The sequence below is a fragment of the Curvibacter sp. PAE-UM genome (assembly GCF_001432305.1).
GTDB lineage: Bacteria > Pseudomonadota > Gammaproteobacteria > Burkholderiales > Burkholderiaceae_C > Hylemonella.
On the sequence record NZ_KQ483358.1, the window covers coordinates 2,960,272 to 2,973,969 of the forward strand.

Here is a 13,698-nt window from a genome sequence, read left to right on the forward strand (position 1 = left end):
CCCTCAGAAGCGCAGTGCGCCGTCGAGCGACACCACGCCCGTGTTCACGTAGACAGAACCATCACGACTCTTGGGTGAGAAGTTGATTTCGTAACCGCCCAGGTCGAGCTTGCGGATGTCTTCGAGCACATCCACCAGTTTTTCGGGGGTCAGGTTGTTGCCGGCACGGCGCAAGCCCTCGACCAGCACCTTGGCCGACACATGGGCCTCCAGCGTGGTGTAGTTGGGTGTGGCCTCGGGTGCGTACTCCTTGAGCAACTGGTAATGCTCCTTGACCAGCTTGAACTGCGTGCGGCTCGGGTTCGGCAGCACCTCGCTGAGGATCAGGCCTGGCGCCTTGTCCTTGAGTTCCTCGATCACCTTGATGCCGGCAAACGAACTGGTGACGAACTGCCCGCCATAGCCTTTGGCACGCAGGCCCTGGATGATCTTCACCAGCGGCACGCTGTTGGTGATGAACACCACGACCGCGGGATTGGCCTTGTGCAGCTTGTCGATGGCGGCATTGAAATCCAAGGCATTCCGGTTCACGGGCGTCTCGATCAGGGCGCTCAGGTTGTGGAGCTTGAGCGCATCGTGCATCGCCTTCGCATTGCCTGGCCCCACGTCATCCAGATACACCAGGCCAAAGCTCCTGAGCCCCATCGTGGCCATGTTGCCGATGACCTTTTTCATCTCGGCGTCATAGCCCGCACGGGTATGGAAGAGGTTCCTGTGCAGGCTGGCCCGGATGCCCATATTGCCCGTCATGGGCGACAGCATGGGCACCTTGATCTTGTCGAGATAGTCGAGTGACTCCTCCACGCCAGCGCCGCTGGTGTAGCCGATCAACGCCAGCACACGATCGGTCTCGACCAGTTTCTTCGTATTGGCCAGCACATTGGATTTTTTGCCGCCGTCATCCTCGACGAGCAGCTTGATCGGCCGGCCATTGATGCCGCCGTTCTTGTTGACATGGCTGAAATAGGCTTCCAGCCCTTTGCGCACATCCGCGCTGTAGGCCGACTGGCCGCCGCTCAGGCCCGCGCTCTGGCCGATCAGGATCGGTTCGCCCCCCTTTTGCGCCAGGGCGGGCACCCCGGTGGCCGACAACAGCAGGCCCAAAGCCGCATTCAAAAAAATCCGCATGAAAACTCCCATCTCTTTTTGGTTTGAGGATGGGCGCAAGGTTATGGAACCGTCGTCGGATTGACCAGAACTTCAGGGCCAATTAATAGGTCGACATATGAATTTGTGCACATAAGCCGGGTTGTTACATATACCCATACCCGTAGCAGCTTGCTCAGACTTGTCGTCCCGCGGACAAGTCTGAGCGAACAGGGTCCAGCCAGCACAGGCATCTGCTGGAAATACCCGGTCCAATGGCGCGCAGCACGGCAGGCGCGTCACGTCACCTGGGCCATCTGGAACGGATGAAAGCTACTTGAGCGTGCGCGGCCGCCGCTCGGGTTTCGCGCCGGCGGCCTGGGTGGCCTTGCGGTAGTCCTGCAGCGTCTTCTGGGCGCGGCCCAGCACCGTGTCGGCCGGGTAGCCGGCGGGGCCGAGTTCGCCAAAGCGCTGGCCGCAGAGCAGTTCCATGCCCTCGCCGGCGCTGTCGGCCGTCCAGATCTGGAAGCGCCCCTGCGCCACCGCCTCCACCACACGGTGCTCCAGCATGAGGTGGCGGCGGTTGCGCCGCGGGATCAGCACGCCCTGGCGGCCCGTGAGGCCCATCAGCTCGCAGCTGCGGAAATAGCCTTCGATCTTCTCGTTGATGCCGCCCACCGGCAGCATCTCGCCGTGCTGGTTCACCGCGCCCGTCACGGCAATGCCCTGGCGTAGCGGCAGGCCTGAGAGCGAGGACAGCAAGGCGTAGAACTCGGCACAGGAGGCCGAGTCACCCTCCACCCCGCTGTACTCCTGCTCGAACACCACCGCGGCATTGAGTGCCAGCGGTGCGATGTGCGCGAACAGCGCGGCCAGGTAGCTGTTGAGGATGAGCACGCCCTTGTCGTGGATGGGGCCCGAGAGCTCCACCTCGCGCTCGATGTTGAGCAGCCCCTCGTCGCCCGCGTGCGTGCGCGCCGTGACGCGCACGGGGAAACCGAAGCGGTAGTCGCCCAGGTCCACCACCGTCAGGCCGTTGACCTGCGCCACCTTCTCGCCGTCCACGTCCAGCAGGCGCTCGCCATCGGTGATGGTCTCCTGCAGGCGCTGCTCGGGGTAGTCGTGGCGGTGGATGCGCGCCTGCCGTGCGGCCAGCACGTCGATGGCCTCCACCAGCGCCGCGCCGCGTGCGCGCGCCATGGCTGCGGCCTCCATCACCAGCGCCTCGCTGTGCGCGAAGATGGCGCTCTGGCGCGCCTGGTCCTCGGCCTCGCGGTGGGCCTCCTCCAGCAGCGCGGCCACGGCCGGCGCGCTGAAGTGCGGCAGGCCCAGCTTGCGGCAGGTATGGGCCACGAAGATGGCGGTGGCCTGGCGGGTCTGGGCACTGGCCGTGAAGCTCTCGGCAAAGTCCACCTTGCAGCGAAAACGCCGCGCAAACTCCGGGTCACCTTCCTGCACGGCGTAGTACTCCTCCACCGAAGCCACCAGGATGATCTTCACGTCCACGTCCACCGGCTCGGGTTGCAGGGAGACCGCGGCGATGGGCGCATAGAGCATGCCCGGCTCCTCGATCTGCAGGCGACCGCTGCGCAGGAAACGGCGCAGTTTCTCCCACACCGGCTCGTCGGCCAGCAGGTCGCGCAGGTGCAGCATGATGAAGCCGCCGTGCGCGCGCAGCAGGCTGCCGGCGCGGATGCGTGAGTAGTCCGTCACCAGCACGTCGTTCTCGTTCTGGTACTCGACGCTGCCGAACAGGGTGCGGAACAGGGGGTTGTCCTCGACGATCACCGGCGCGCCGGCGTGGCCCTGGTTGTCCACCACCAGGTTCACGCTGTAGCGCGTCAGCACGCTGGCCAGCGCTTCGGCGCGCACGCCATCCTCGTCGCCGTCGCCGGGCTGGAACAGCTCCAGGTTCTCCAGCACGTCGTGCGCCACCTGGTCCAGGTAACCGCCCAGCTTGACGGTGTCCTTGATCTGCTTGCGCAGCTCGTTGCGGATCTCCTGCAACTCGTGCTCCAGCAGGGGCTTGATGACCTGGCGGCGCAGCGCGGCCAGGCCCTCGTTCATCACACGCTCCAGGGCCCGCGACTTCTCCAGGTAGCGTGTGATCTCGCCGCGCAACTCTTCCTCCAGCCGGTCGGTCTCGGTACGTTTTTCCTTCGGCAGCGCCAGCAGCTTGCCCTCGGTCATGGGCTCGCCCTTCTCGTCGCGCAGGGTCAGCACCAGGTGGCCCTCGTCGCGGATCAGGGCGAAATGGCGCGCCTCGGCATAGGCGTCCAGTTCGGCGTAGACGCGCTGGTCCTCGGCCTTGTAGGCCTTCAGCAGATGGGCGCTCTCGGCCCGGAAGTCCTCGCCGTCCAGGCGCTTGGCGATTTCGGCCTGCAGGGTCTTGACCAGCTGCTGCATCAGGCTGCGCAGCTGGCGGCCCTGGCCGGGCGGCATGCGCAAGGCGCGCGGGCGTTCGGGCGCGTCGAAGTTGTGCAGGTAGCACAGGTCGGGCGGCACCGGCCGCGTGGCCGCCACCTCGCGCATCATCTGCGCCAGCAGCGTGGTGCGGCCACTGCCCACCTCGCCCAGCACAAAGAGGTTGTAGTCCGGCGCATCCATCTGCAGGCCGAAACGCGCCGCCTGCTCGGCCCGCTCCTGGCCGATCCAGGGCAGCGGCTGACCCAGCAGCTCGGAGGTGTCGGCAAAACCCAGCGTCCTGGCGTCGACGGCCAGGCGCAACTCGGCGGGCGGGACTTGGGCGATGGGCATGCGACTATTGTGCGCCGCCGAGCGGGGCCTGGCTTGACGAGGATCAAGAAACGCCGGGCCGCGCCCTGGCCGTCAGCCCGGCCGCCTGGCCCAGGGCTGCTGCGCCTGCCACTGGCTGAGCCAGCGTGGCACGTCCGCCGCCGGCATGGGACGCGCGATGCCATAACCCTGGCCCAGCAAGCACCCCAGGGAGAGCAGCATGCGGCCGTGCTCCACGGTTTCCACGCCCTCGGCGATCACCTTGCGGTTGAAAGCCTTGGACAGGCCGATCACGCCCTCGACGATGGCCAGGTCGTCCCGGTCTTCCAGCATGTCGCGCACGAAGCTCTGGTCGATCTTCAGCAATTGGGCGGGCAGCTTCTTCAGGTAGGTCAGGGACGAGTAGCCGGTGCCGAAGTCGTCCAGCGCAAAGCGCACGCCCAGCCCGGCGCAGGCATGCATGAGGCTGGAGACCTGGGGGATGTCCTGCAGCGCGCTGGTCTCGACGATCTCCAGCTCCAGCCGCTCGGGCGCGACGGAAGGGTGAGCCGCCAGCAGCGCCTGCAGCTTCTGCACGAAATCCTCCTGCTGCAGCTGCCGGGAGAACACGTTCACGCTCACGGGCAGATGCAGGCCCATGCCCTGCCACTGTTCCATCTGCACCAGTGCCATGTCCAGCACCATCTCGCCGATGGCGATGGCCACCTCCTGGTCCTCGATCACCGGCAGGAAAATGCCCGGCCCCAGCAGGCCGCGCTGCGGATGCAACCAGCGTATCAGCGCCTCCATGCCGACCACCTCGCCGGATTGCATGTTGACCTGCGGCTGGTAGAACAGCACGAACTCCCGCCGCCGGTAGGCGGCCTTGATCTGCTCCAGGCTCTCGCGCTTGGTCCGGATGGCGGCATCGTTCACCACGTCGAAGACGTGGTAGCGGTTCTTGCCGGCCTGCTTGGCCAGGTACATGGCCTGGTCGGCATGCCGCACCAGCTGCTCGGAGCTTGAGCTGTCCGTCGGGTAGAGGGTGACGCCGATGCTGGCCGACACCTGGAGCGGGTGGCCGTCGATCTGCACCGGCTCGGCCGCCACCTGCAGCAGCCGGCGCAGCAGGGGCTCGCAGTCCTGCTCGTTCGCCAGGTCCGTCATGACGGCGACGAACTCGTCGCCCCCGATGCGGGCCAGCGTGTCGCCGTCGCGCAGCACGGACTTGAGCCGCCTGGCTATGGCCACCAGGAAGTCGTCACCCGTCGCATGCCCGTGCCGGTCGTTGATGTCCTTGAAGCCGTCCAGGTCCAGGAAGGCGATGCCCACGGACTTGTCCCGCCGCGCGGATTGCGCCATGGCCTGCTGCAGGCGGTCCGACAGCAGCACCCGGTTGGGCAGATGGGTCAGCATGTCGAAGTGGGCGACTTCGGCCAGCTGCTCGTTGACGCGGCGCATTTCGGTATTGGCGGCTTCCAGCTCGGCCTGGCTGCGCAGGCGCTCGGTCATGTCGCGCAGGATCATGCTGCTGTACTGGCCGCCCTGGCTGTCCTGGTAGAGGCTGGAGCTGATCTCCACCGTGAACCGGCTGCCGTCGCCGCGGATCATCGTCAGCAGGCCGCCCGCCCGTCCCGTCGCCGATCGCTTCGCCAGCAGTTCATGGAGCCGGGGATCGGCGGCGTCCGTCAGGCCGGCCCGCCCCTTCGCGATGAGCTGCGCCTCGCTCAGCCCGAAGAGCTGGCACGCCGCGCGGTTGGCGGCCAGCACCCGGCCATCGGGCACGGTCAGCAGCACGGCGTCCATGCTGTTCTCGAACAGGGCCTTGAACTTCAACTCGCGGTCCTGCAGTTCCGAGGTCAGCTGGCGCCGCATGGTGATGTCGACAAAGGTCACGACGATCTGGTCCAGCTGACCGGCTGCGCTTATCCAGGGATCGGCACGGCACAGCACCCAGCTGATGTCGGCGCCCTCCGATTTCACGATGCCGGCCACGAGGTCCTTGACGGGCTGCCGGGTCGTCAGCACGCGCGAGGCCGGGTAGTCGGTCACCGCCATGGTGCTGCCGTCCTCGTTCAGGAAACGCCAGGCCGGGTCGATCAGATGCTTGCCCGTCATCTGCTCGAAGCTCAGGCCCAGGAGTTTGCTGGCCTCGTTATTGCAGCGCAGGACGGCGCCTGCCGCGTCATGGACGACGACGCCCGTCATCAGGTTGTCGATCAGGAAACGCTGCTCCGCCTCGCTCGCGCGCAGTGCCGCATCGGCGGCCATTCTTTCGGCTTCGCTCCTGCGTGCCTGCTCGACCAGTTTCCAGGAAACCAGCCTGATCGACACCAGCAGCAGGATCAGCATGACCAGCGGGGTCCCGATGCCCGCAAACCACAGGTAGACGATCTGGTGCTCGGGCTGGGCGACGAAGGCCGTCACCGGGAAGCTCTCCAGCCGGTAGAAGACGTTCACGTAGTCATCCCCGCCGGAGAGCGAGGTGGGGCCCGTCACCCGCCCGTACCAGGGGAAGTCATGCTGCTTCAGATAGCTGTAGAGCGCCCCCGTGCGGGGGGTGCCGAACACATCTTCCTTGCGGACCGTCGGGGGCAGGGGGTAGCGCGACAGCAGGTAGCCGTCGTCCCGCATGATGCCCACCAGGAGCCGTTCGACCATGGGCGCCTCTTTCCACACCGACACCATGAAATCCGTGGGAAAGACATCCGTCAGCACGGCAATGCCCTTGCCCGTGCGATCACGCAGCACATAACGCAGCGAGAAAGACCATTGCCCCGTCAGCATCCCCACCTGGGGCCGCCCCAGGTAGACGCCACGCGTGTTGTCGTACTCGGACTGGAAGACCTTGAAGGAGGGCTGGTCGCCGATGCTCGGGAGCTGGCGCAGCTCCCGCGTATGGGACGAGGCCAGAAACTGCCCGCGCATGTCCGTGACGAAAGCCAGGCTGATGTCCTGCCGGTGCTTCTTGTAATCCTCCAGCAGGTGCTGCATCCCGGCCCGGTTGCCCGGGCCGCCGGGCAGCTTGTCGATCGCCTCGGCCAGGGTCAGCATGCCGGCCTGCTTGGAGAGGAAATAGGTGTCCAGCGTCCTGGCCATGAGCACCAGGATGGACTCCATGTGCTGGTCTTCCCGGGCCTTGACCTTCCGCCAGGAATCGAGGGCGTAGAAAACAAACAGCAGCAGAACCAGGGCGATGACCACATTGGTCACCCGGTTCAGGGTATGCGAGGCGTCACCGCCCTGTCGTGGCTGGCTCATGCGAGCGATACGCGGGGCCTCAGACCGCGAAGCCGTCGTCGGCCTGGATCACCGCGCCATTGATGAAATGGCTCTCGTTGGAACACAGCATCACCAGCACTGCGTCCAGGTCGGCCGGCTGGCCCACGCGCTTGCGCGGCAGCATGGCGATGAGCTTCTGGCCCTGCTCGGTCTGCCAGTGGTGGTGGTTGATCTCGGTGTCGATGTAACCCGGGCACAGCGCGTTGACGTTGATGCCGAACTTGCCCCACTCCATGGCCATGGCCCGCGTCATGTGCACCACGGCGGCCTTGCTCATGCAGTACACGCCGATCTGCGGCAGCACCTTGAGCCCGGCCATGGACGCGATGTTCACGATACGCCCGCCAGTGAACGTGCCCGGCGCCGCCCCCTTGGCGCGCGCCAGCATGCGCTTGCCCACTTCCTGCGCCACGAAGAAGGCGCCCTTGGTGTTGGTGTCCAGCACGAAGTCGTAGTCTTCCTCCGTCACGTCCACGATGCGCTGGGTCGTGGAGACGCCCGAATTGTTGATGAGGATGTCGATGGAACCCACCTCGGTCTCGGCGTGCGCCACGGCCGACTTGATGGAGCCGATGTCCGTCACGTCGAGCTCCACCACGTGGGCGTCGCCACCCTCGCCCTCGATCTGCGCGCGCAGCTCCTTGAGCTTCTCGATGCGCCGCGCCGCCAGCACCACGGCCGCGCCGGCACGCGACAGGGTGCGCGCAAACTGGGCACCCAGGCCGCCCGAGGCGCCGGTGATGAAGGCCACGCGGCCGGAAAGATCGATGCTGTAAGCCATGACAGGCCCTTTCTGAGTCAGACCAAACAAAATAGAACGACCGTTCTATTTTTATCTTAAACCGGCATAAAATCAGTCGCAAATCCGACAGGCCGGGTGAGCGTTTACCCCTAACATCCGACCCCACGACAGCCCCATTATCAAGCGACTTCATACGAAAGCAGCCGCCATGACGAACGAAGAAATCCTTGCCCAGTTCGGCCCCCGCGAGGCCATGGAATACGACGTGGTCGTCGTCGGCGGCGGCCCCGGCGGCCTGTCCACGGCCATCCGCCTCAAGCAGCTGGCCGCTGAAAAAGGCCAGGACGTCTCGGTCGTCGTGCTGGAAAAAGGCGGCGAACCCGGCGCCCACATCCTCTCCGGCGCGGTGATGGACCCCATCGCCCTCAACGAACTCTTCCCCAACTGGAAAGAGATGGGCGCCCCCCTGCACCAAGCCGTGACCGGCGACGACGTGCTCTTCCTCAGCGAAACCGGGGCCAAGCGCACCCCCAACTTCCTGGTGCCCGACTGCTTCCACAACGACGGCAACTACGTCATCAGCCTGGGTGTGCTCACCAAATGGCTGGGCGAGCAGGCCGAAGCCCTGGGTGTGGAAATCTTCCCCGGCTTCACCGCCGCCGAGGTGCTCTACAACGAGGACGGCTCCGTCAAGGGCGTGGCCACCGGCAACCTGGGCATCGGCAAGGACGGCCAGCCGCATGACGGCTTCCAGCTCGGCATGGAACTGCACGCCAAGTACACCGTGTTCGCCGAAGGCGCGCGCGGCCACCTGGGCAAGCAGATCATCGCCAGGTTCAAGCTCGACGAAGGACGGGACCCGCAGAGCTACGCCCTGGGCATCAAGGAACTGTGGGAAGTGCCGGCCGCCCAGGCTCAGCCCGGCCGCGTGGTGCACACCGCCGGCTGGCCCATGGACAACAGCACCTATGGCGGCGGCTTCCTCTACCACCTGGAAGGCAACAAGGTCACCCTGGGTTTCGTCACCGGCCTGGACTACCAGAACCCCTGGCTCAGCCCCTTCGAGGAAATGCAGCGCTGGAAGACCCACCCCGCCATCCGCAAGCACATCGAAGGCGGCAAGCGCATCGGCTACGGCGCGCGCGCCATCACCGCCGGCGGCCTGCTGAGCCTGCCCAAGGTGGTCTTCCCCGGCGGCGCCCTGGTGGGCTGCGACGCGGGTTACCTCAACGCCAGCCGCATCAAGGGCAGCCACGCCGCCATCAAGAGCGGCATGCTGGCCGCCGAGGCGCTGTACGGTGCGCTGACCAGCGGCCGCCAGCATGACGAAGTGACCGCCTACCCGGTCAACTTCGCGCAGAGCTGGCTCTACGACGAACTGCACAAGTCGCGCAACTTCAAGCAGTGGTTCAAGAAGGGCAACCTCATCGGCGCCATCATGACCGGCATCGAAAACTGGTTCCTGCCCAAAATCGGCATCAAGAGCCCGCCCTGGACCATTCACCGCGAGGAAGCCGACCACACCCGCCTCAAGCCCGCGGCCGAGTGCGCGCAGATCGCGTATCCGAAGCCGGACGGTAAGCTCACCTTCGACCGCCTGAGCAGCGTCTTCATCAGCAACACCAACCACGCCGAAGACCAGCCCGCGCACCTGACGCTGAAAGACGCCAGCGTGCCCGTGAGCATCAACCTGGCCAGGTACGCCGGCCCCGAAAGCCGCTACTGCCCGGCTGGCGTCTACGAGTTCGTGAAGAACGCCGACAACAGCGACCGCCTGCAGATCAACGCGCAGAACTGCGTGCACTGCAAGACCTGCGACATCAAGGACCCCACGCAGAACATCGTGTGGGTCACGCCGGAAGGCGGCGGGGGGCCGAATTACAGCGGGATGTGATGTTCATGAGGCATCAAAGAGAGCGGGGCCGAAAGGCCCCGTTCTCTTTGATACCCGCTTCCGACCCGTCACGGCCAGTCGGCAAGATCAAGTTAATGACGGCATTGCAGCGATTGCTGCCGGTTGCTACGGAATCCTGAGAGGCTTGTTGCGGCTACATAGCGGTCGCATAGCGCCCGAAAGATCAGACCCTCAACGTGGAAGTGACCGGTGACCAAGGAACTCGTAGCGCCGAAGGCGCGGACTTCCTTGGGCGTCTGTGTTGACTGCCTTGTTAGACCGCGACGGACCAAACGCGCCTGAAGTCATCTTTCATTTTCCGAAGGACAGGTATGAACAGGTTAGGCTCGAAAGCGTACAAACCTTTCCAGTCTTTCCCGGTCTTCTTGTCTACAGGATAGCGGAAAAGGATACTGTGGTGAGCGTCTCGCATCTTCTGGAATTCAGCCTTCTGCGCTGGTGTGATTCCTGCAGAATATACCGTCTTGAACGGGATATCCCACTGATACTCCGGCTCAGGAAAGCTCAGGCAGTACCCCTCCCACGCGCTTTCAAGGTCGTGCCCCAGATCCCAAACAAGTTCTTCTGGGACGCGTTTAAGCAACATTGCCTTCAGAAAGAGCTCTGTGGCATGCGAGGACATCATCAAGACCACAGCTCCGTCAGGCCACGAATACGCAGATGACTGCGCAAGCTCATCGCAGAGTGCGAGCGCACCCCGCGCGTACGACGTCGCATAAGCGAACATCTTTTCGGGCACCGGGAGGTTCCGAATCTCTGTATCCGTAACCAGTCGCCATGCCATTGCGGTCTAACGTGGAGATAACCGGCCTGCGCGGCTCTTCGCGCAGGTCCGGTGGAATGATGGGTTAGCCCTATGGATAGAGGCGCTTGAGATAGGAAACAATTTGACTCTCCCTAGCTTGGCGCCGCGAGGCGTCTGTTGTTTGGCTGGCATCAGCATCAACTACGAAGAACTGGACATTTGCGACGGGCGACAAGTAGTTGCGGATATCCTGAATTCTGAGTTCGGCGTGGAAATCCCATTTGTATTTCAGTAACAGGAGGTGGATTTCGTCGAAGCCTGAGAATGGCTTGCCTTGGAGAATGCGCCGCGAATCGTTGTCGTCCTCTCGGGTCGGGCAGAACGCACAAAAGATATCTTTCTCCACCGGTGGCGATTGAGCGATTCGATCCTTCACGGCCTCGACGAAACGGTCTTCACCGAAATCGTCGTTCGAGTGCGACTCTACGGTGAATTGTCCGTTCACTCCTGGGATGGAATAGGTGCTCCCCATGTAAAAGCGAGAGCGCCCGAACATGCTGTAGATGTGAGTTGTCTTGCCCCAGTTGTTGAAGCCAGTGATCAGGATTGCTCTCTTCATGGTGGTGAATGCTCCTCTTGATAGGGCTAACGTGATGTAGATCGCAAAACTTGCGAAATAAAACGGAGCCTGCGTGATAAACCGTCCATTGGATCCACCCTAAAGGCTTGTCACTATTGAAGAAATCTCAATTCTTGTGGCTGTTTGTACAGGTATAAATGAAACCGTCAAACCACGCAGCGTTCTGGACAGATTCTAGGAAGCCGATGCACAGGGCGATATCCCCCAAAAGGGTCATAGAGCGACAGTTTCTGGCCCCAATCTTGGTCGACCGCTATCGGCACTAGCGGTCATCAGTCCGCGAAATTTGACCGGCAGCAACCAGCCTAGACCGGACCTACACTCGCCCGAGCCAAGCGCTTGCTCTTGGCCGCAACAAGTCCTCGACGACGGCACACCAAGGCCGGAACCACACGCATCCATGAACAACGGGGCCCACGGCCCCGTTGCAATTCCAGCACAGAGCGATCGCCCTGCAGTCGCCCGCTCAGCGGTACTTCCTCAGATACATGCCTTCGAACCAGCGTTTGGCCCAGTGGAACAGGCGGCTGGGTGGCAGGATGATGTTGCGCGTGGGGGTGCGCCACACCAGCGTGCCTTGGCTCAGGGCATCGATGATGCACATCAGTTCCACCTTGAAGGTGGCCGTGGGTGTCTGGCCGCGCAGGCCGGCCAGCAGGTTCTGCGCGGCGGCGGCGGCTTGCAGGTCGGCCATGTGCGCCTGCTTGGGCATCCAGTCGGGGCCGGGGAAGCTGCCCGAGTCGCCCACCACGTAGACCTGCTCGGCGCCTTGTACGCGGCACTGCGCGTCAGCCTGCAGCAGGCCGCCGGGGGAGCGCGCCAGCGCCGTCTGGTCGAACCAAGCATTGCCCGTCATGCCGGGCATGAAGAGGATGAGGTCGGCTTTGAGTTCGCCGCCTTCGGTGACGACCTTGTCCGCCTCGAAGCGCAGCATCTTGTGGCCCAGGTGGGTGCGGATCTTGCGCCGCGCCATCTCGTCCAGCAGATGCTGCACAGCCTTGGGGCCCAGGCGATTGCCGGGCTCCTTGCTCGGGTTGAAGAAAACCAGCTCGAACTGGTCACGCCGGCCCTCGCGCTTGAGCTGTTCGTCGATGCCGAAGAGGAACTCGAACATGGGCCCGCCGCGCACCGCGCTGGGCTCGTTCGGATTGCCGGCGAAACCCACGGCAATGGTGCCGCCTTTCATCGCGCTCAGGCGGTCGCGGATCTGCTCGGCCGCAGCGATGCCCTCGCAGGGCGTGATGGCGTGTTCGATGCCCGGCAGCTTCTTGATGAAGCGCCCGCCGCTGGCGATCACCAGCGCATCGTTGTGCACCTCGCCGGCCGTGGTGTCCACCAGGCGGCCGCCTTCGCGCAGGCCGGTCACCTCGGCGGCGACGTGCGTCACCTGCATGCGGGCGAAGAAATTGGCCAGCGGCAGCACCAGCTGCTCGCGCGTGCGCAGGCCGCTGGGGATCCAGATGATGCCGGGCAGGTAGTGCAGCTCGGCGCGCGGCGAGACCAGCGTGATCTGCACGGCCGGGTCGCGCCGCCGGATCTCGCGCACGCTGGACAGGGCGCCGAAGCCGGCGCCAATGACGGTGATACGGTGGGGTGTGCTCATGCGGGTCTTCTTCTTTCCTGTGGAATGCTGGGGCTTGGTCCGGGAGTGTAATCACCTCTGCACACCGCACGACAGCGGGGTGCCAGGCGCCGGATCGTCGGTACAGGCGGGCCCGGCTGCCAAAATCCGCGCAGTGCCACCCCGTCGCTGCTACCATTCGCCGCCTATCACTCGTCTTGGGTCATCACATGTTCTTTGGAATCAGCCATCTGGTCGTGCCGGTCAAGGATCTGGAACGCGCCGCCCGCTTGTGGCGCGATGTCATGGGTTTTGCCGAGTCGCGCCGCGGCGAGGGCTACCTGGACATCGACACCGGCAACGTGGCCATCCGCCTGCTGCAGGTGCCCGCCATCGAGTCCAGGGTCTCGCTGCGCCTGACGGTCGGCAATGTGCAGGAGGCCTATCAGGCCCTGCTGGCCGCCGGCGCCGCGGCCCGCTACGAGCCCATGCGCACGCCGGAGCTGGAGGAGATGGCCTGCGTCAGCGACGCCGACGGCCACTCCATCGTGCTGTGGCGCGCGCTGACCGAAGACGAGTGGGGCTTCGTGCCCGAGCTGCCCAAGCAGGGCCAGTGGTATCCCGACGCCGAGCAGCTGCTGCAGCGCCTGCTGGCCCATGTGCCGGCCCTGTTCCGCATGCTGGCGCGACGCAAGACCACCCGCGTCATCGAACTGCTGGCCAGCGAAATGCACAGCCCGGTGACGCGCGAGATCGTCATCAAGGGCTACATCACCGCCTCCGCCAAGGTCACGCGTTATCGCCTGGTGGAGCCGCTGCGCGCGGAGGGGATCAATCCCGATGATTACCGCGAGGATTTTGACTACGAGTGAGCTGGAGCGCGAGCGCCAAGGAGAACGGGGCCGAAAGGCCCCGTTTTGTTCTGAATGTCTCTTGCCAACCCGTTGCGGACGGTTGCAATCAGTGAAGCAGTCGCTCTACGTTCGAGCCAAGCGAACCGCGCTGGCATGGC

9 protein-coding genes are annotated in these 13,698 nt (G+C 64.5%); 2 read left to right on the forward strand and 7 right to left on the reverse strand.

The genetic code is table 11. The annotated features are described in order from the left end of the window. Window positions 1-3: 3 nt before the first annotated feature. The 4 genes from AO057_RS14225 to AO057_RS14240 all read right to left on the reverse strand — a co-directional run bounded on the left by AO057_RS14225 (window position 4) and on the right by AO057_RS14240 (window position 7,864). Window positions 4-1,128 (reverse strand): ABC transporter substrate-binding protein, encoded by a 1,125-nt coding sequence (locus tag AO057_RS14225; protein WP_168163376.1) that lies wholly within the window; start codon window positions 1,126-1,128, stop codon window positions 4-6. Window positions 1,129-1,419: 291 nt separating this feature from the next. Next, complete coding sequence (locus AO057_RS14230) at window positions 1,420-3,843, reverse strand: Lon protease family protein (RefSeq protein ID WP_057676570.1); 2,424 nt, start codon at window positions 3,841-3,843, stop codon at window positions 1,420-1,422. Between the two features lie 72 nt (window positions 3,844-3,915). Beyond that, window positions 3,916-7,062 carry an EAL domain-containing protein gene (locus tag AO057_RS14235; RefSeq protein ID WP_057676571.1) on the reverse strand — a complete coding sequence of 1,049 codons (3,147 nt, stop codon included), beginning with the start codon at window positions 7,060-7,062 and terminating at the stop codon, window positions 3,916-3,918. Window positions 7,063-7,081: 19 nt separating this feature from the next. Further along, window positions 7,082-7,864 (reverse strand): SDR family oxidoreductase, encoded by a 783-nt coding sequence (locus AO057_RS14240; protein ID WP_057676572.1) that lies wholly within the window; start codon window positions 7,862-7,864, stop codon window positions 7,082-7,084. 169 nt (window positions 7,865-8,033) lie between these two features. Between AO057_RS14240 and AO057_RS14245 the strand changes: the two genes are divergently transcribed. Beyond that, the gene (locus AO057_RS14245) at window positions 8,034-9,719 is read left to right on the forward strand and encodes an electron transfer flavoprotein-ubiquinone oxidoreductase (RefSeq protein WP_057676573.1); all 1,686 of its coding nucleotides are present in this window, start codon (window positions 8,034-8,036) and stop codon (window positions 9,717-9,719) included. A 274-nt stretch (window positions 9,720-9,993) separates the two neighbouring features. Here the strand turns inward: AO057_RS14245 and AO057_RS14250 are convergent, their stop codons facing one another. The 3 genes from AO057_RS14250 to AO057_RS14260 form a co-directional block, all read right to left on the reverse strand. Continuing rightward, the gene (locus tag AO057_RS14250; RefSeq protein WP_168163377.1) at window positions 9,994-10,368 is read right to left on the reverse strand and encodes a hypothetical protein; all 375 of its coding nucleotides are present in this window, start codon (window positions 10,366-10,368) and stop codon (window positions 9,994-9,996) included. Between the two features lie 226 nt (window positions 10,369-10,594). Next, a complete protein-coding gene (locus AO057_RS14255; RefSeq protein WP_057676575.1) occupies window positions 10,595-11,104 on the reverse strand; it encodes a hypothetical protein in 510 nt (169 codons plus the stop codon). 487 nt (window positions 11,105-11,591) lie between these two features. Beyond that, window positions 11,592-12,728, reverse strand: coding sequence for an NAD(P)/FAD-dependent oxidoreductase (locus AO057_RS14260; RefSeq protein WP_057676576.1), 1,137 nt, complete (start codon window positions 12,726-12,728; stop codon window positions 11,592-11,594). 188 nt (window positions 12,729-12,916) lie between these two features. On the opposite strand from AO057_RS14260, the gene AO057_RS14265 reads away from it, so the two are divergent. Further along, a complete protein-coding gene (locus AO057_RS14265; protein WP_057676577.1) occupies window positions 12,917-13,558 on the forward strand; it encodes a VOC family protein in 642 nt (213 codons plus the stop codon). Window positions 13,559-13,698: the final 140 nt, after the last annotated feature.